The 16,945-nt window shown below is 51.6% G+C and carries 16 protein-coding genes; 2 read left to right on the forward strand and 14 right to left on the reverse strand.

Going from position 1 to position 16,945, the window contains the following annotated elements:
- Positions 1 to 141: 141 nt before the first annotated feature.
- The 12 genes from ubiD to proC all read right to left on the reverse strand — a co-directional run bounded on the left by ubiD (position 142) and on the right by proC (position 12,540).
- The gene (gene ubiD, locus ACJJIS_RS20695) at positions 142 to 1,608 is read right to left on the reverse strand and encodes a 4-hydroxy-3-polyprenylbenzoate decarboxylase (protein WP_444940234.1); all 1,467 of its coding nucleotides are present in this window, start codon (positions 1,606 to 1,608) and stop codon (positions 142 to 144) included.
- Positions 1,609 to 1,764: 156 nt separating this feature from the next.
- Positions 1,765 to 2,034, reverse strand: a complete 270-nt coding sequence (rbp, locus tag ACJJIS_RS20700) for an RNA-binding regulator (protein ID WP_020413665.1) — start codon at positions 2,032 to 2,034, stop codon at positions 1,765 to 1,767.
- Positions 2,035 to 2,309: 275 nt separating this feature from the next.
- The gene (gene rho / locus ACJJIS_RS20705) at positions 2,310 to 3,569 is read right to left on the reverse strand and encodes a transcription termination factor Rho (protein ID WP_108731406.1); all 1,260 of its coding nucleotides are present in this window, start codon (positions 3,567 to 3,569) and stop codon (positions 2,310 to 2,312) included.
- Between the two features lie 365 nt (positions 3,570 to 3,934).
- The gene (gene trxA / locus ACJJIS_RS20710; RefSeq protein ID WP_282930316.1) at positions 3,935 to 4,264 is read right to left on the reverse strand and encodes a thioredoxin TrxA; all 330 of its coding nucleotides are present in this window, start codon (positions 4,262 to 4,264) and stop codon (positions 3,935 to 3,937) included.
- A 147-nt stretch (positions 4,265 to 4,411) separates the two neighbouring features.
- Entirely contained in the window at positions 4,412 to 5,626 is a 1,215-nt protein-coding gene (hemW, locus tag ACJJIS_RS20715) for a radical SAM family heme chaperone HemW (RefSeq protein WP_475708956.1), read from the reverse strand.
- Positions 5,619 to 6,236 (reverse strand): RdgB/HAM1 family non-canonical purine NTP pyrophosphatase, encoded by a 618-nt coding sequence (gene rdgB / locus ACJJIS_RS20720; protein ID WP_444911929.1) that lies wholly within the window; start codon positions 6,234 to 6,236, stop codon positions 5,619 to 5,621. The genes hemW and rdgB overlap by 8 nt, the downstream gene beginning before the upstream one ends.
- Before the next feature lie 92 nt (positions 6,237 to 6,328).
- Positions 6,329 to 6,778, reverse strand: a complete 450-nt coding sequence (locus tag ACJJIS_RS20725) for a DUF4426 domain-containing protein (RefSeq protein WP_413664060.1) — start codon at positions 6,776 to 6,778, stop codon at positions 6,329 to 6,331.
- A gap of 140 nt (positions 6,779 to 6,918) precedes the next feature.
- Positions 6,919 to 7,509 carry a methionine biosynthesis protein MetW gene (gene metW / locus ACJJIS_RS20730; protein WP_413664059.1) on the reverse strand — a complete coding sequence of 197 codons (591 nt, stop codon included), beginning with the start codon at positions 7,507 to 7,509 and terminating at the stop codon, positions 6,919 to 6,921.
- The gene (gene metX / locus ACJJIS_RS20735) at positions 7,509 to 8,693 is read right to left on the reverse strand and encodes a homoserine O-succinyltransferase MetX (protein WP_475710374.1); all 1,185 of its coding nucleotides are present in this window, start codon (positions 8,691 to 8,693) and stop codon (positions 7,509 to 7,511) included. The genes metW and metX overlap by 1 nt, the downstream gene beginning before the upstream one ends.
- Positions 8,694 to 8,830: 137 nt before the next feature.
- Positions 8,831 to 10,798: a dynamin family protein gene (locus tag ACJJIS_RS20740; RefSeq protein ID WP_475708957.1), complete on the reverse strand. Its 1,968-nt coding sequence runs from the start codon at positions 10,796 to 10,798 to the stop codon at positions 8,831 to 8,833.
- A 232-nt stretch (positions 10,799 to 11,030) separates the two neighbouring features.
- Positions 11,031 to 11,639: a YggT family protein gene (locus ACJJIS_RS20745; protein ID WP_413664057.1), complete on the reverse strand. Its 609-nt coding sequence runs from the start codon at positions 11,637 to 11,639 to the stop codon at positions 11,031 to 11,033.
- 67 nt (positions 11,640 to 11,706) lie between these two features.
- Positions 11,707 to 12,540: a pyrroline-5-carboxylate reductase gene (proC, locus tag ACJJIS_RS20750; protein ID WP_445355251.1), complete on the reverse strand. Its 834-nt coding sequence runs from the start codon at positions 12,538 to 12,540 to the stop codon at positions 11,707 to 11,709.
- A gap of 126 nt (positions 12,541 to 12,666) precedes the next feature.
- On the opposite strand from proC, the gene ACJJIS_RS20755 reads away from it, so the two are divergent.
- On the forward strand, positions 12,667 to 14,682 hold the full coding sequence (locus ACJJIS_RS20755) for a S9 family peptidase (protein WP_475708958.1): 2,016 nt from the start codon (positions 12,667 to 12,669) through the stop codon (positions 14,680 to 14,682).
- A 77-nt stretch (positions 14,683 to 14,759) separates the two neighbouring features.
- Here the strand turns inward: ACJJIS_RS20755 and ACJJIS_RS20760 are convergent, their stop codons facing one another.
- Positions 14,760 to 15,047, reverse strand: coding sequence for a hypothetical protein (locus ACJJIS_RS20760; protein ID WP_413664054.1), 288 nt, complete (start codon positions 15,045 to 15,047; stop codon positions 14,760 to 14,762).
- A 37-nt stretch (positions 15,048 to 15,084) separates the two neighbouring features.
- Entirely contained in the window at positions 15,085 to 15,789 is a 705-nt protein-coding gene (locus tag ACJJIS_RS20765) for a YggS family pyridoxal phosphate-dependent enzyme (protein ID WP_413664053.1), read from the reverse strand.
- 69 nt (positions 15,790 to 15,858) lie between these two features.
- Between ACJJIS_RS20765 and ACJJIS_RS20770 the strand changes: the two genes are divergently transcribed.
- Entirely contained in the window at positions 15,859 to 16,893 is a 1,035-nt protein-coding gene (locus tag ACJJIS_RS20770) for a type IV pilus twitching motility protein PilT (RefSeq protein ID WP_108731395.1), read from the forward strand.
- The last annotated feature ends 52 nt before the right edge of the window (positions 16,894 to 16,945 follow it).

The raw sequence follows: 16,945 nt of genomic DNA on the forward strand, positions 1-16,945 counted from the left end.
CATACCTAGCTGCGACGCCAGCAATAAAATTATATATGTAGAGAAAGAGGAAAAATAAAGAGTGACCGCTAAGCGGTCACTGTACTGAGCGCCACCAGAGGCGCTTATTCGGACAGGAGTACTGAGAATATAACACCGTGCTTATTCGAGGCCCAATTTTGACCACATTTCATCAATCTTTTTAACCACATTCGGGTCGCGCTCAATAGGTACACCCCACTCACGACTAGTTTCACCTTCCCATTTATTAGTCGCATCAAAACCTATTTTTGAGCCTAAACCGGAGACCGGTGAAGCAAAATCCAAATAATCAATCGGAGTATTTTCTACCATCACCGTATCCCGCGCCGGGTCCATACGTGTGGTCATCGCCCAGATTACATCTTTCCAATCCCTGGCATTGACGTCTTCGTCAGCGACAATAACAAATTTGGTGTACATAAACTGACGCAGGAAGGACCAAACACCCATCATTACCCGCTTGGCATGACCCGCATACTGCTTCTTCATGGTGACCACGGCGAGACGGTAAGAGCATCCCTCCGGCGGCAAATAGAAGTCGACAATTTCAGGAAATTGCTTTTGTAGGATTGGCACAAAAACCTCGTTTAAAGCCTCTCCTAAAATCGCAGGTTCATCCGGTGGACGCCCGGTATAGGTGCTGTGGTAAATGGGGTTTTTACGGTGCGTAATCTTCTCTACCGTAAATACAGGGAAGCTATCCACTTCGTTGTAGTAACCGGTGTGGTCTCCATAGGGCCCCTCATCAGCCATATCATCGGGATAGATAAAGCCTTCCAGAACATATTCGGCACTGGCAGGCACCTGAAGATCACTGAGTAAGGCATCGGTCACTTCTGTCTTATCCCCCCGCAGCAGGCCGGCAAAGGCATACTCAGACAAAGTATCCGGCACTGGGGTAACGGCCCCCAGAATTGTGGCGGGATCGGCACCCAGGGCAACAGCTACCGGATAGGGTTCACCGGGATGCTTCTTGCACCAGTCCCGATAATCCAGCGCCCCCCCGCGATGACTGAGCCAACGCATAATCAGGCGGTTCTTTCCGATTAATTGCATCCGGTATATGCCCAGGTTTTGCCGTTTCTTCTCAGGCCCTCGGGTAATTACTAAGGGCCAAGTGACCAGCGGAGCGGCATCTCCCGGCCAGCAGGTTTGGATTGGCAGCTGATGCAGATCAACCTGATCCCTCTCAAGGACTACCTGTTGGCAAGCTGCACCCTTTACGACTTTTGGCCCCATATTCAGGACCTGCTTAAAGACCGGCAACTTCTCCCAGGCATCGCGGAGATTTTCCGGTGGCTGCGGCTCCTTGAGAAAAGCCAGCAGTTCTCCCACTTCACGCAGTTCGGCAACACTCTCTCTTCCCATCCCCAGGGCGACTCGCTCTGGTGTTCCGAAAAGATTGGCAAGAACTGGGGTCTCAAAGCCTACCGGGTTCTCAAACAACAATGCAGGCCCCTCAGCTCGCAATACGCGATCGGAAATTTCTGTCATTTCCAAAATGGGGTCAACAGGGTGCTTGATTCGTTTTAGTAGGCCGCGCTTTTCCAGCAACTTAATAAAGTCGCGTAGATCTTTATATTTCATGGGCTAACAAGGCGTGACTATAAACCAGAGCGCAGTGTAAAACAGAAGGCGCAGGATGGGTAACAACACACCAATTGGAATGAAGAGAGAGGCGGGAGGGAGTCGCGGCTCGCAAGCCTAGGCTGCGAGCCGCGGAAATAATAAGCTTTTTACAGCTTAGAAGCGGGGGCGACGCGGACGATCTTCGCGAGGCTTAGCTTCGTTAACGCGGATGTTACGGCCAGACAGCGGTTGGTCGTTCATCTCTTCGATAGCTTTGCGCGCTTCATCGTCGTTAGGCATTTCTACGAAACCGAAGCCTTTAGAGCGGCCAGTCTCACGGTCGGTGATAACAGTAGCCCGAGAGATCTCTCCGAATGCACCAAAAGCTTCGTGCAGGTCGTCAGAGGTTACCGCGTAGGCCAGATTTCCAATATAGATATTCACAAAAGGTTCTCACTAGGTGTGTGGGCTGTCGTGCAGTCACAAATGGATAACCAGCTCCACCAGATTAACCATTTGAGATTGGCCCTTTGCGGAGAAATAAACCCCTGGGCCAATTCAGTAAGGCGCGTTGCCTAAAATCCATATCAAGCGCCACAATGTGGAACTTTATATGCCTAATGGCTCGCCTTTTCAACAGTAATAGACGCAATTAATCGTCTTATTCTGCTCCTAATAAATAAAGAGCGCCTTTTTAGGCGCTACTTTATATACAAAAATTATTTCCGTTTCATGGATAGGAAGAATTCGTCATTTGTCTTGAAATCTTTCAATTTATCCACTAGGAATTCAGTCGATGCAACATCTTCCATATCGTGTAACAGCTTACGCAAAATCCACACTCGCTGCAGCTCGCCCTCAGGCATTAACAGCTCTTCCCGGCGAGTGCCGGATCTGCGCACATTAATGGCTGGATATACGCGTTTTTCAGCAATTTTGCGATCCAGCTGCAATTCCATATTACCGGTACCTTTAAATTCCTCGAAAATCACTTCGTCCATTTTCGAGCCGGTATCGATAAGTGCAGTAGCAATAATAGACAGACTTCCGCCTTCTTCAATATTTCGCGCTGCCCCAAAGAAGCGCTTCGGGCGCTCTAAGGCGTGAGCATCAACACCACCGGTTAATACTTTACCGGAGCTAGGAACTGTTGTGTTGTAAGCGCGAGCCAGGCGGGTGATAGAGTCGAGCAAGATAACCACATCTTTCTTGTGCTCAACCAGGCGCTTGGCTTTTTCAATTACCATTTCCGCAACTTGTACGTGACGTGCCGGCGGCTCATCAAAAGTAGAGGCAACAACTTCACCGCGCACGGAGCGCTGCATTTCTGTCACTTCCTCAGGACGCTCGTCAATCAGCAGTACGATCAAATGGCACTCTGGATTATTGCGCGTAATGGCCTGTGCCATATTTTGCAACATAATCGTTTTACCGGCCTTCGGCGGCGCAACAATCAAGCCGCGCTGGCCTTTCCCGATTGGAGCTACAAGATCAATAATACGACCAATCAGGTCTTCGGAGGAGCCGTTTCCGCACTCGAGGGTGAGGCGATCGTTGGGGAATAGAGGAGTGAGGTTTTCGAAAAGAATTTTGTTACGTGCGTTTTCCGGTTTGTCAAAATTAATTTCGTTAACTTTTAATAAGGCAAAATATCTTTCGCCTTCTTTCGGTGGGCGAATCTTTCCGGAAATTGAGTCACCCGTACGTAAATTAAATCGGCGAATCTGACTTGGAGATACATATATATCATCCGGTCCCGCAAGATAAGAGGAGTCAGCAGAACGCAAAAATCCAAAACCATCTTGAAGGATTTCTAATACGCCGTCGCCATAAATATCTTCACCGCTTTTGGCGTGGCGCTTGAGGATATTGAAAATAATATCCTGCTTGCGCGAACGGGCCAGGTTTTCAAGGCCCATGCCTTTGGCTATTTCAATCAACTCTTCAATGGGTTTGGTTTTTAATTCGGAGAGATTCATACCAATTGCTTATTAATGTTTCTGTTGTCATATGGCGCGGACACGCCTGAAATTTTGAGGAGGGGTTTGATATTAGAGATTAGCTCGTTTATTTACCCGATACACCTAGGTACCTTTTCCTACCAAGACCACAGTACTCAGTAAACTTTTGCTCTCCATAATCAATTTATGGAGCATTATCAGAACAAGTTCAACTCGAGGAGTATACGCGCCGGGGATGGTCAGGGACCCTGTGGAGGGGCGTTTTGTCAGCTCGTCTCATTTAATTCAAGACCGCTGAACTATTTCAGAATTACAGCCAGTATAACGGGTGTTTCCAATCCTGCAAAGAAATTTACCCCCTTTGCAGGATGGAAACGACAGTCTTACAGCTGACCGTCGATAAACTCAGTCAGCTGTGCGCGGGACAGTGCGCCGACTTTAGTGCCTTCGACATTGCCGCCTTTGAACAGCAGCAGCGTGGGGATACCACGGACATTGTATTTGGCCGGGCTCTCTTTATTCGCATCAACGTCTACTTTTACGATCTTCAACTTATCGCCGTAGTGGCCTGCCAGGTCTTCCAGCACTGGAGCGATCATCTTGCACGGACCGCACCACTGTGCCCAAAAATCTACCAACACCGGGCCTTCAGCTTTGAGAACTTCTGCTTCGAATTCAGCGTCAGATACGTTGACGATTGAGTGCTCGCTCATATTGCATTCCTGTTCTTTAGTTACTCGATGCGTGGGCACCGCCAACGCATCTTCTCACGGTCACAGCGGTGGTTATACAGCTGCGATGCACCATTGCCCTCAAAATTGGGGCGCAAAATGGGATTTCAAGTCTTTCCTGCCACAGACTTACGCCTGCTCCAGGAAGCGCTGCAAAATCTCATCGATGTAGTCAAAGCCAAAAGCCGTGGCAGCAATCCGCTTATCCAGACGCTCTACAAGCTCCATTGCCATCAGGGTAGGCCATTGTTTTTGCAGCTCGGACATCGGCAGCCCGGTGTGGCGGGTAAAAGTATCACTGGGAACACCATCCGCCAGGCGAAGGGCATTCATAAGAAACTCCAGTGGCAAATCCTCATTCTCAACCCTGTCAGTATGGGGTTCAGACAAGGCACTATGCAGCAGCTCGGGATCTTGCCTGGCGATAGACAAGTAGTCCCTCGGAGTGCGTGTGCGACGACTGCGCAGAATTTGCCCAGTTTCAGCTAGGGTTACCTTGCCATGAGCACCGGCACCAATCCCCAGATAATCTCCGAATGACCAATAATTAATATTATGGCGGGATTCAAGTTCGGGTTTGCTATAAGCCGACACCTCGTAACGACGATAGCCCTCGGACGCCAGTAGTTCGCGTCCGCTGCCCTGCATACTGGCTATCAGCTGGGAGCCGGGGGTGACTGGTGGCGCACTGTAGAATGCAGTATTTGGCTCAATCGTTAATTGGTACCAGGAAATATGCTCTGGAGCCAAGGAAATTGCTCGGCGCAAATCGCCAAGGGCTTCCACCTCGGTCTGATTGGGCAATCCGTGCATCAGGTCGAGGTTAATATTGTCAAAGCCCGCACGACGCGCCATTGCCAGGGCACCTTCGGCCTCTTCTCCGCTGTGAATACGTCCCAACTGTTGTAGCTGATTGGAATCGAAGCTTTGCACTCCAATAGAAAGACGATTAACTCCAGCAGATCGATAGCCAGTGAACTTGGCTTGTTCAAAAGTGCCGGGGTTGGCCTCCAGGGTTATCTCGACCCCTTCAGCAAAACCCACCACCTGCTCAGCAGCCTCCAGGATCTGCCCAATTGCTTGGGGGGAGAACAGGCTCGGCGTACCACCACCAAAAAAGATGGACTGCAATTTTCGCCCCTGCACCCAGGGCAACTGGCTGATCAGATCCAGGCGCAACTGCGCCACATACTCGGATTCCGGTAGGGCGTAGTCCGAATTAGCCCGGTCTCTATCAGCCTGGTGGGAGTTGAAATCACAGTAGGGACATTTGCGCACACACCAAGGGATATGGATATACAGGCTTAGTGGTGGCAGCTGTAATTCAGCAATCTGATCAGGCAAGGTCGGCACCCTGCATATTTTGCTGCCATAAAAGCTCAAATTGAGACATAGCCTGGGCCCTGTGGCTCAGTCGATTCTTCAAGTCTCTCGGCAGTTCAGCGGAGGTCATTCCCTCAGATTCAACAAAGAACAGCGGGTCATAACCAAAACCCTGCTCTCCCGCCGGCTCCCGCAAAATTGTCCCGCTCCACTTTGCACTAGATACCAAAGGCACCGGGTCATCCCATTGCCGTACAAAAGCCAGCGCGCAGTGGAAACTGGCAGTGCGATGCTTAGATTCAACATCAACCATGGCCTCCAATAACTTCGCATTGTTTTTTTCATCAGTCGCCCCGGCACCTGAGTAGCGTGCAGAGTAAATTCCCGGCGCACCACTCAATGCATCTACCGACAGCCCGGAGTCATCGGCTAATGCCGGCAGGCCACTGATACGGCTGGCGTGGCGGGCCTTAATCAAAGCATTCTCAATAAAGCTCAATCCGGTCTCATCAACGTCACTTACCCCAAAGTCAGACTGAGGAAGAACCTGTATATCCCATGAGGCGAACAGCTGTGAAAATTCGCGAAGTTTGCCGGCATTACCGCTGGCAAGAACAATTTTATTTACCATATTGCTTCAAACAAAAAGCGGGCCTCGGCCCGCGGTGAATCTTAAAGAAGGGGTTTCGACCAGCTCTCAGCCAGCGGAACCTTGGCAGATGTCTATCGGTTCAATCTGCGACGGAAAGTGATCGTCTCACTTTTACCATTGGGCAGCTTGATATCTACGTTAAAGGTAAGGGTCTCCTCATCCTCAAAGCGCAGGGGTGCGAGATAGTAAACAGCATCCCCTTCCCGAATTTCTTTGAACTTAAGTGGTCTTGACTGCTGGATCAGGTTGGTAGCTGTGCCAGACATCTCAGCGCTGAGGCCATGGGTTCCGCCCTCTTTCTTGACGACAGAGACATTTACATACGCCCGATCTTTTGCTCGAGCCAACTGGTACTGACGGGCGATATCCGGCTGGATAAAATCGCTATTGAACACTGAATAGACTACTCGATAGTCGCCAAAATCAGCGTAGTTCTTAATCGTACGCGCTTCTTGCGCGGCAGCGCCGACAGATAAAAATAGCAAGGCCACAGAAGCAGCCAGGGTAAGGATGCGTTTCACGCTCCACCTCCAGTTGTTATAGGCGCCACCTCTCCCGGTAGGTTTGGTGGTCAATTCCAGTCAGGCCCCCTCAGGAGTGCCCCTCTCGATCTATTTATCGCGCCAAAGTCCTCCACAAAAGAGCTGGCGCAAATCTTAGTTTAGCGAGTTAGATGATAGATGGCTGTCTCACCAAACAAATTTGGTAAAAAGTCTTTGAATGCCCGCCCAACCGTGGACTCAGAAACCACTTGCCGATGCAGAATCGCCCAGCCATTTTCTCGGCATAACACCTCAAAGTCTGTAAAAGTACAAAAGTGAATATTGGGAGTGTCATACCATTCGTATGGCAATAAGTCGGATACTGGCATGCGCCCGGAGAATGCGAGGTGCCAGCGGGCCTTCCACTGCCCAAAATTGGGAAACGTAATAATGCAATCCCGCCCAACCCGGAGCATTTCCTCTACCACTAAATGAGGCTGACTCAAGGTTTGCAGTGCCTGGGTCATCACCACAGCATCAAAGCTACCATCAGCAAAATTTCCCAGCCCTGTATTCAGATTTTGCTCGACAACATTGACCCCACGAGCCACACATCGCTCTATTTGCTCGGGATCAATCTCCAGGCCATAGCCTTTCACATTTTTATTTCTCCCCAGCTGATCGAGCAGTGCACCATCGCCACAGCCGAGGTCGAGAACCCGGCTGTTGGGAGCGATCCATTCCTGGATCACATCCAAATCTATCCGCATCAGTACACCTCCTCAGAAATTTCTGCCGCAACTCTCTGCATATAGGCACGAAATACACCTTCATAACGACCATTGGGCAGCAGGAAGGCATCGTGTCCCATTACTGACTCTACTTCGGCATAGCTGACTGGAATATCCGCGTGCATCAGGGCATCGGCGATTTCCCTCGAGCGCTCCGGCGCAAAGCGCCAATCAGAAGTAAATGACACCAATAAAAACCGGCACTTGGCATGGGAGAAGGCCTCTACCGGGTCATCCCCGTATTCCCGAGCTAAGTCGAAGAAATCCAGCGCTCGAGTCATCAGAATGTAAGTATTGGGATCGAAGGTGGTGGAAAAACTGGCTCCCTGGTAGCGCAGATAACTTTGTATCTGAAACTCCACTTCTTCATCCGATCCTTGTTGAAAGCTGCCACTGCGCAATTCTCGACCAAACTTGCGCCCCAATCCATCGTCAGACAGATAAGTGATGTGCCCGATCATACGCGCAACGGCCAGGCCTCTACGGGGTAACTTATCCTGTTGGAGGTAGTGCCCATCACAAAAGTCTGGATCGGATGTTATCGCTTGGCGTGCGGTCTCATTAAACGCGATATTCTGTGCAGATAACTTCATGGCAGAGGCAATCACCACACAATTACGCAGGCGCTCAGGGTATTCCAGTGACCAGCGCATCGCCTGCATTCCACCGAGACTGCCGCCAACAACCGCCGCCCATTGTCGAATACCTAGCATATCCGCCAGGCGCGCTTGACTGTGGACCCAGTCGCGGACACGCAGTGATGGAAAATCCGGCCCCCAGGTAGTGCCGGTATCCGGGTTGATGGATACGGGGCCGGTAGATCCGTGGCAACCGCCGAGATTATTAACGGACACCACATAGAAATGATTAGTATCTATCGGCTTACCCGGACCGATATAGTGGTCCCACCACCCCGGGCGCTTATCATCGATACTGTGTCGCCCCGCAGCGTGATGATGCCCAGACAGAGCATGACAGATCAGAACTGCGTTAGTCTTTTCCCTATTGAGTTCACCGTAAGTCTCATAAACCAGAGTGTAATTTTTCAGCACTCGGCCACAGGCCAATTCCAGCGGTTCACTAAAGTTATGACTTTTAGGCTCAACAAGGCCCACGGAGCCTGGGTCACCGGTAGTTGCAGTTTGGGCTTCCGCAGAAGCGATAGGATTTTCCGTTGACAAGGCACTGTATCTGTCAGGTTGATAGGTGCTGCCTGGCAAATTGCCGAAGCAGTCAGTGAATAAGATCACTGCAACTTATAACAAATGCCAGTCAGAACCAATATCAATTAGCACCCAATTCAGGTGGTATGCGAGGCCTTCAAGGGGGTTACGTTGTGCGCGCGCGGCGCCGGCGCAACCGGCTGTGGTGCAGAGCTGTTGTGCCGCAGTAAATCCTCTAACGCCACCAGCGCCTTATCATTGCGCTGAACCTCATCCTCGAGAGTTCGAAGATCCGTGCGACGACTGCGAGTTTTCTGTTTCAACTCGGTGAGCTTAATCAAATGGCGATTGAGTAATTGTTTCTGATACTGCGCATGCTGTTTAAGAGGCTCAAGAGCCTGCTCTAACCAATTTTCCGCTTTGTTACCCATATCGTCGTAAAGCCGACCCACTTCACTGGCAAGCGTGGTAATAAAGCGCTCGCTGAGACGGCTGCGGCGCGCCAATAACAGCTGCGGGGATCGCCTCAGCTGAGCGGCCTGGCGATGCAGTCCCCGCAACGCGAAGCGAAATTTGCGGATAGTAAAATACTGCTCAGCATCATCGACTTTCTTCAAGCTGGAGCGCTCAAATACAGCGTCGAGCAAGCGATTAGCCTGATCCACTTCCCGCTCGAGGTTAGACATCTGATGGTCTACCCCTTCCATAAAAGTATCGATAGCCCTGGCCATGCCCATGGGCGTCCAACGGCGATTGAGAGTAGCCAGGGTATCGTCAATCAGCGCCTGCAACTGCTGTCTGGATATCGGCGCCAACAGAGAAGTGCTTTGTCGTGTAAGCATTCTCTGGCTGGATTTGAGCGTCAGCAATTCCTGATGACAAATCTTATGCTGCTCGCGCACGGTCGTCTGCAACTGTTCCAACTCTGCCAATTGCTCTGAGGTGTTGCCACTATTGCGCTGCAGGTGAGCCAACGCTGCCCGGCCACTATTCAAACGACGCTTGAGTAGATCGCGGGTATCAGCCATCAGGGTGAGAGCTTGATGCAGTGAGCGGTGCTCGGCCATTTTATGCCGGTGCTCCAACAGGCGCTGAACCAGCATCCTTTCAAACTCACCGAAGCGGCTGCTTCGCACCAAATCCGCATCCCGCTGCTGGCGCCCCAACAGAGCCATTTTTGCAGAGACTCCGGCAACATTTTCCTGAGGCAGAGACAAGAGACCGGCCACTTCGCTGCGCATGCGTCGCAACAGCAGCTCAGCATCCTCCTCCGGATCATCCCAAAGCACATCCATCTTGTTGAGCAGGGCCATCACGGATGTTCCGCGATGCTCTTGCAGTGGCGCCAGGTGAGTCTCCCACATGCTCATATCGGTACCACTTACCCCAGCATCGGCAGCCAGCAGAAAGGCAACCGCCTGGGCCCCGGGCAGTGTACTCAATGTGAGCTCCGGCTCATTGCCGAGGGCGTTCAGTCCCGGGGTATCAATAATACGCAACCCCTGATCCAGCAATGGGTGCGGCAGACAAATCAAAGCAAAACGCCAGGCGGGGATCTCAACTAGATTCCCTTTGCCATCCAAGTGGCGCCGATCGAAGCCATAGCGAGCGGCCTCTTCCGGCATTACTGACTTGGTCGAGGCAACCTTCAATAAAGTCTCTCGGGTCGCCTCGGGATCATTGGCATCAAACTCGTGAGTTACCCACTTTTGCGGAATTCGACGGAAGCTCTCCAGGCTGGTATTCGTCGCCAGGGTCTCAATCGGAAGCAGCCGCAAACTGGCGCGCTCGCCGCCATCACTGAAAATTTCCGTGGGACACATAGTGGTGCGCCCCGGTCTTGAGGGCAGTAGACGCTGTCCGTAAGTTTGCGACAACAGGGCATTGAGCAGTTCAGTTTTCCCCCGTGAAAACTCCCCAACTAAAACCAGGGTGAACTGATCATCTGCAAGTAGGGCGCGGGCCTGCTGTACAACCTGGCAGGCACCAGCAGAATTAGAGAAGTGCTGTTCAAGCCATTGGCTGAAGTGGGCAAACTGGCGATCGAGATTCTTTTTCCAACGGTCGTAGTCAGAAATATGCTGGCGTAAAAGTGCGTCTTCCATTTCACGGTGTTCTTGTTATTGAGACCCGGAACTACCGGCCCCTACTAAGACAAGAGAAAGAGCCGTCAGTCGATAGTATAAGAGTCTAACACCGCGCCAAATACGATCTAGTGCGCACAGGTGAAGAAATGTTCAGCCGGTCACAATTTAAGAAACCTTCGAACAACTGCGCAAGCCCCAGAGGGCGGGGCTTGAAAGGTGCAGGGGATATTTTGGGGTGATCAGAGTCCGGTTAAAAGCCGGGGATATGCCAAAACAGGCTGTACACGAAAGCCGGCATGTTGGCCATTTGGGCAAAACCAATAAGCAGCCTGTTAATCACAGTGAGCAGGATAAAGACAAATATCGGGCTGATATCAATCACCCCCAACGGCGGGATCAAGCGTCGCACAGGTCCGCAAAATGGCTCCAGGAGTTGGTGCAGTAAAATTAGAATTGGATGGCCGCTATTCGGCGCAATCCAACTGGCAACGATGGAGACCAATAAGCCGACAAACACCATCGCTATCACAGTGGAGACACAGCCGATCAACGACCACAGCAGGGCACTGAGGGGGTTAACCAGGCCGTAACCTGCGATCATGGCGCAAGCCATAATCATCGCCCAACCGACTATCAACGCCAGTACTACTGAGGCCATATCGACGCCAAAAAGTCCTGGCACCACTTTGCGCAGCGGCAGCAACAAAGGGTTGGTAACCTTCACAACGCCCTGAGATATGGGGTTGTAAAAATCCGCACGGCCCAACTGCAATAGGAAACGCAATAACACGGCGAAAAGGAACAAAATGCCCAGTATGCCCACGACATAAACGCCGATATCGCTGAAGGTATTGACCATGGATAAACCCTAAACAAAAAGATTTTCAGCAGCCACCGCTGCACCTACCCAATTGGACCGGAACCTGTTACCGATCCAATTCCTTTGCCATTTCCGTCGCCCGCTCCTCGCAATCGCGCATGGCATCGGCCACTAACTGCGGCAACCCACCCTTCTCGAACCGTTGAACAGCACGCTCAGTGGTTCCACCTGGTGACATCACATTGCGCTTCAACTGGGCGACGTCAACATCGCTGGCGACCGCCAGTTTGGCGGCGCCCAGGGCAGTTTGCAACACAAGGCGCTCCGCATCCGCACGGGCAAGGCCACCGGCGGAAGCCGCATCAATCATGGCCTCCATAAACTGGAAAAAGTAAGCCGGTGCCGATCCCGCTACCGCAATCACCTGATCGATGCCGCGCTCTTCCTCAACCCAATATGAGATACCTACCGCATCGACGATGCGCCCGGCAAGTTCCTTCTGTTCGCCCGTAACCTTGCTATCGGCATAAAGACCGGTAACTCCGGTTTGCACCAGGGCCGGGGTATTAGGCATAGCCCTGACAATAGGGAGGTGCATTCCCATCCAACGGTGGTAAGCCGCGAGCGGAATTCCCGCAGCAAAAGTGATAATCAAGGGCGAGCGATCCACCAAATGGGGTTTCAGTCCCTCACAAAGTTCTCGCATAACTTGCGGTTTCACCGACAGTACAATTACATCGGCATCAACAATAGCGGCAACATTATCGTCACTAATAGCTACCCCATGGCTCTCGGCAAAAGCATTAAGTTTGTCCCGATCACGGCCTGTAGCAGTGATCCGGTCCGCCGGATAACCGGAGGCCACCAAACCACCGATCACTGCCCCCGCCATATTGCCGGCGCCACCAATAAAAACCATCTTAGGGATCGCTGTACTCACTCATATCACCTTGGGCGGTTACAAAAATTTTGTTGCTTTTCCCCGTTCGGGGCACTCCGCTAATATGTGGCCGCCAGATTCAAATAACAAGAGAGCCATACCAAGTGGCTCCTAACGGAGGACAGTATGCAAAAAGGATGGCGTTCACTGCTTATAGCGACACTGATCACTGCGACCAGTGCCGCTGGTGCAGTAGAAACTCGTACGCTAAACAACGGCCAATTGGTACTCGAAGATGTGCCAAACATTCCCCAAACTATCATCAATGAGCTCAATCGTTATCAGAACGTACGCTCAGCTAGCTTCCGGGGCTGGGACCTTGACGGTAACGGTATCTATGTCAGTACCCGCTTCGGCGAAGTTTCTCAATTACACAAGGTAGAGAATGCAGGTGGCGCTCGCCGACAGCTAACCTTTTTCGAAGAACCTATAGGTGGCATCTCTACCCGCCCGGAGCACCGCCAACTGGCATTCACCATGGATGCCGGCGGCAATGAATACGCCCAGATTTTCCTGTTTGATACAGAAAATGGCACTAGCGAGATGATTACCGATGGTGAGTCTCGCAATGGCAGTATTCTCTGGAATAAGCAGGGCTCCGCTATCTCTTACCAGAGTACTCGCCGAGATGGCAGGGCCAATGATATATGGCTAACCACTTTCGACGGTGACAAAAAAGAAGACCGCTTGATCCTTAAGTCTGAGGATGGCAGTTGGTGGGGTCCCAGTGATTTCTCACAATCCGGCAGCCAAATTTTGGTCATGCAATATATCTCCTCCACTCGATCTAATGTCCATTTGCTGGATCTCGACAGCGGCGAAGTCTCACTACTCGCCGGTACGGGCGATGAAGAGGCTGATTCCCGCAATTTCCCAGCGGGTTTCAGTTATGACAGTCGCTCGGTTTATATCATCTCTGACAAAGGGCGCGAATTTACCCAACTGATCCGCAAAGACCTGGAGAGTGGCGATGAAAAGATAATTACCTCCGATATCCCCTGGGATATCAGTAGCTTTATCCTCAGTAAAGACGGTCGCCGCGGCGCTTTTGTCGCCAACGAAAATGGTATGTCCTCCCTCTATCTATACGATCCACGCAATGACCGCTACCGCAAGGTCGACTCGCTGCCGATCGGTCTTATCGGTGGAATAGAATTTAACCCCGAAGGTGATAAGCTGGCCCTAACCCTAAACACGCCTAAAACTCCCTCCGATTCCTTTGTAATGGACCTTGGCCGCCGCCCGCTATCCAGTGGTGACCTTACCCGATGGACATTTAGTGAAGTCGGTGGTCTCGACAGCGAAAGCTTTGTCGAACCCGAACTGGTGCACTATCCCACTTTCGACGAGGTGGATGGAAAGCCGCGTGAAATTCCCGCATTCGTCTATAAGCCGCGCAATGCCAAAGGCCCCGTACCTGTGGTTATTTCAATCCACGGTGGCCCTGAAGGACAGTACCGTCCCATGTTTTCCAGCACATACCAGCTGTGGCTAGAAAAACTTGGCGTTGCTGTAATTGCTCCAAATGTACGCGGGTCCGCTGGTTATGGTAAGAGCTACCTAGCCATGGATAACGGCTACAAGCGCGAGGACTCAGTTAGGGATATCGGTGCTCTTCTGGATTGGATTGCTACCCAGCCTGATCTGGATCCGGAACGCGTTGCTGTGTTTGGCGGCAGCTACGGTGGTTATATGGTGCTGGCCAGTAGTGTTTACTACTCAGATCGTTTAAAAGCAGCAGTGGATATCGTCGGCATCTCTAACTTTGTCACCTTCCTCACCAATACCAAGAGCTATCGTCGCGACCTTCGTCGAGTCGAATACGGTGATGAGCGGGATCCGCAGATGCGCGCTTTCCTGGAAAAAATCAGCCCCAACAACAATGTAGACAAGATCCAGGTGCCAATGCTCGTAGTGCAGGGACAAAATGACCCTCGGGTACCTGTCACCGAAGCTGAGCAAATCGTGGCTGCACTTCGCGAGAATGGCAATCGAGTCTGGTATATGAACGCACTCAATGAAGGGCACGGTTACCGCAAGAAAGAGAACAGTGATGCCTTTACCCAGGCAACAGCGCTCTTTTTTGCCCAACACCTGCTGAGTGAAGATCAAAAAAAGCAGCTCAGCTTGAATGAACAATAATTATTTGTTCCCAGAGAAAGAAAACGGCCTTTAGGGCCGTTTTCTTTTTAGAACTTAACTATGTAAGGAGCCCCTGATTAACTAAACAAAAAAGGAAATGTTTCCACAATCGCGATCAAGTTCAGAACAATCGCCAATATCCAAAGCCAGTAGCGGCTTTTATCTCCGAATATCCCAATAACTGCCGAATTCAAAAAACCGGTAACCAATGAGATTTTGGGAGAAACAAATGCAATCAGGCAGATAAAAGCCAACCACTCAAGCGCCACCCAAGTCACCAGTACACTATTTGTTACAGACAGAGATAGCACCGCGCTCACTGACAAAAGCAGCAGCAATACATCTACAGTCCCAGATTTTGTCATCCCGTATCCCAAAAAATCTACTTGCGTACTAATTCTGTCATGCAGAATAGTTTCGTGCCCCAAAAATATCTGTGCCGATACGCACAATAGTGGCGCCGCAGGCAATAGCAGCCTCCATATCTTTAGACATCCCCATGGATAGAGTATCGAAGGTCTGCTCAGGAAATTCTTCACGAAGACTTTGCAGCAACCCTGCCAACTGGATAAATGGTTTTTCCTGCTCAAATACATTGTCACGAGCAGCGGGAATCGCCATCAAGCCACGCAGGCATAGCCCCGGCAATGTCATCACTTCACGCGCCAGAGCCACCAAATCCTGTGGAGCTATGCCAGACTTGCTCTGCTCGCCATCGATATTCACCTGCAAGCAGATATTGAGTGGTGCCATATTACTGGGACGCTGTGCCGACAGACGTTGGGCGATTTTTAAGCGATCCACCGTGTGCATCCATTGGAATCGCTCTGCCACAGCGCGGCTTTTGTTCGATTGAAGCGGTCCAATAAAATGCCAGTGAATATCCAGGTCGGACAGGGCATCCTGTTTTTGCAGGGCTTCCTGTAAATAATTTTCGCCAAAGTGATGCTGGCCAGCAGCAAAAGCAATCCGCAGGTCTTCCGCCGGTCGTGTTTTGGAAACCGCCAACAAGGTAATTTCTGCGGGGTTGCGATCGCAGTTGTTGCAGCATGTCACAATCCGCTCACCTACTGCATTCAGGTTTTCGACGATTGTCTCTTTGCGCATATACTGATGCCCTTACCGATTTGAGCGGCGATTTTACCTGAGCCCAAACAAGAACCATAAGGTAGCAGTATGGATATCACTGAACTCCTCGCCTTTAGCGCCAAGCAAAACGCCTCGGACTTACACCTCTCGGCGGGCCTGCCGCCGATGATCCGTGTCGACGGCGACGTGCGCCGTATCAACCTGCCCTCAATGGAGCACAAGCAGGTACACGGCCTGATCTACGAGATCATGAACGATAAGCAGCGCAAGGATTACGAAGAACTACTGGAAACAGACTTCTCTTTTGAAGTCCCCGGTGTCGCCCGCTTTCGTGTAAACGCCTTTAACCACAACCGGGGTGCCGGCGCCGTATTCCGGACCATTCCCTCCAAGGTTCTCACTATGGAAGACCTGGGAATGGGTCAGGTGTTTAAACAGATCTCAGATACTCCCCGTGGCTTGGTACTGGTGACCGGGCCCACGGGTTCCGGTAAGTCCACCACCCTGGCGGCGATGATGGACTACATCAACGACAATAAATACGAGCATATCCTCACCATCGAGGACCCGATCGAATTTGTGCACGAATCCAAGAAGTGCCTGGTGAACCAGCGTGAGGTGCACCGGGATACCCACGGCTTTGCCGAAGCGCTGCGCTCTGCACTGCGTGAAGACCCGGATATCATTCTCGTGGGTGAGATGCGGGACCTGGAGACCATTCGCCTGGCGCTGACTGCGGCAGAGACCGGTCACTTGGTATTCGGCACCCTGCACACCACTTCCGCCGCCAAAACCATTGACCGTGTGGTGGATGTATTCCCGGCGCAGGAGAAAGCCATGGTGCGTTCAATGCTGTCGGAATCCCTGCAGGCCGTTATCTCCCAGACGCTAATGAAGAAAAACGGCGGTGGCCGGGTCGCTGCCCACGAAATTATGCGCGGTACCCCAGCCATCCGTAACCTGATCCGCGAAGACAAAATCGCGCAGATGTACTCGGCCATCCAGACCGGAGCCAGCGTCGGCATGCAGACCATGGACCAATGCCTGGAAGACCTGGTGGCACGCCGCATCATCAGCCGCGAAGTGGCTCGCGAAAAAGCCAAGATGCCGGAGAACTTCTAAACGGCCAAAACCCGCCCCCAATCTGGGGAAGAAAAGTCGAGATAAAACGCGG

The sequence above is a fragment of the Microbulbifer maximicatervae (SeqCode) genome, assembly GCF_056231245.1.

Bases quoted from the DNA above. Each gene is read 5' to 3' on its own strand.
- ubiD (WP_444940234.1), bottom strand. From the start codon at position 1,608: ATGAAATATAAAGATCTACGCGACTTTATTAAGTTGCTGGAAAAGCGC.
- rho (WP_108731406.1), bottom strand. From the start codon at position 3,569: ATGAATCTCTCCGAATTAAAAACCAAACCCATTGAAGAGTTGATTGAA.
- trxA (WP_282930316.1), bottom strand. From the start codon at position 4,264: ATGAGCGAGCACTCAATCGTCAACGTATCTGACGCTGAATTCGAAGCA.
- rdgB (WP_444911929.1), bottom strand. From the start codon at position 6,236: ATGGTAAATAAAATTGTTCTTGCCAGCGGTAATGCCGGCAAACTTCGC.
- metW (WP_413664059.1), bottom strand. From the start codon at position 7,509: ATGCGGATAGATTTGGATGTGATCCAGGAATGGATCGCTCCCAACAGC.
- ACJJIS_RS20740 (WP_475708957.1), bottom strand. From the start codon at position 10,798: ATGGAAGACGCACTTTTACGCCAGCATATTTCTGACTACGACCGTTGG.
- ACJJIS_RS20745 (WP_413664057.1), bottom strand. From the start codon at position 11,639: ATGGTCAATACCTTCAGCGATATCGGCGTTTATGTCGTGGGCATACTG.
- ACJJIS_RS20755 (WP_475708958.1), top strand. From the start codon at position 12,667: ATGCAAAAAGGATGGCGTTCACTGCTTATAGCGACACTGATCACTGCG.
- ACJJIS_RS20760 (WP_413664054.1), bottom strand. From the start codon at position 15,047: ATGACAAAATCTGGGACTGTAGATGTATTGCTGCTGCTTTTGTCAGTG.
- ACJJIS_RS20765 (WP_413664053.1), bottom strand. From the start codon at position 15,789: ATGCGCAAAGAGACAATCGTCGAAAACCTGAATGCAGTAGGTGAGCGG.
- ACJJIS_RS20770 (WP_108731395.1), top strand. From the start codon at position 15,859: ATGGATATCACTGAACTCCTCGCCTTTAGCGCCAAGCAAAACGCCTCG.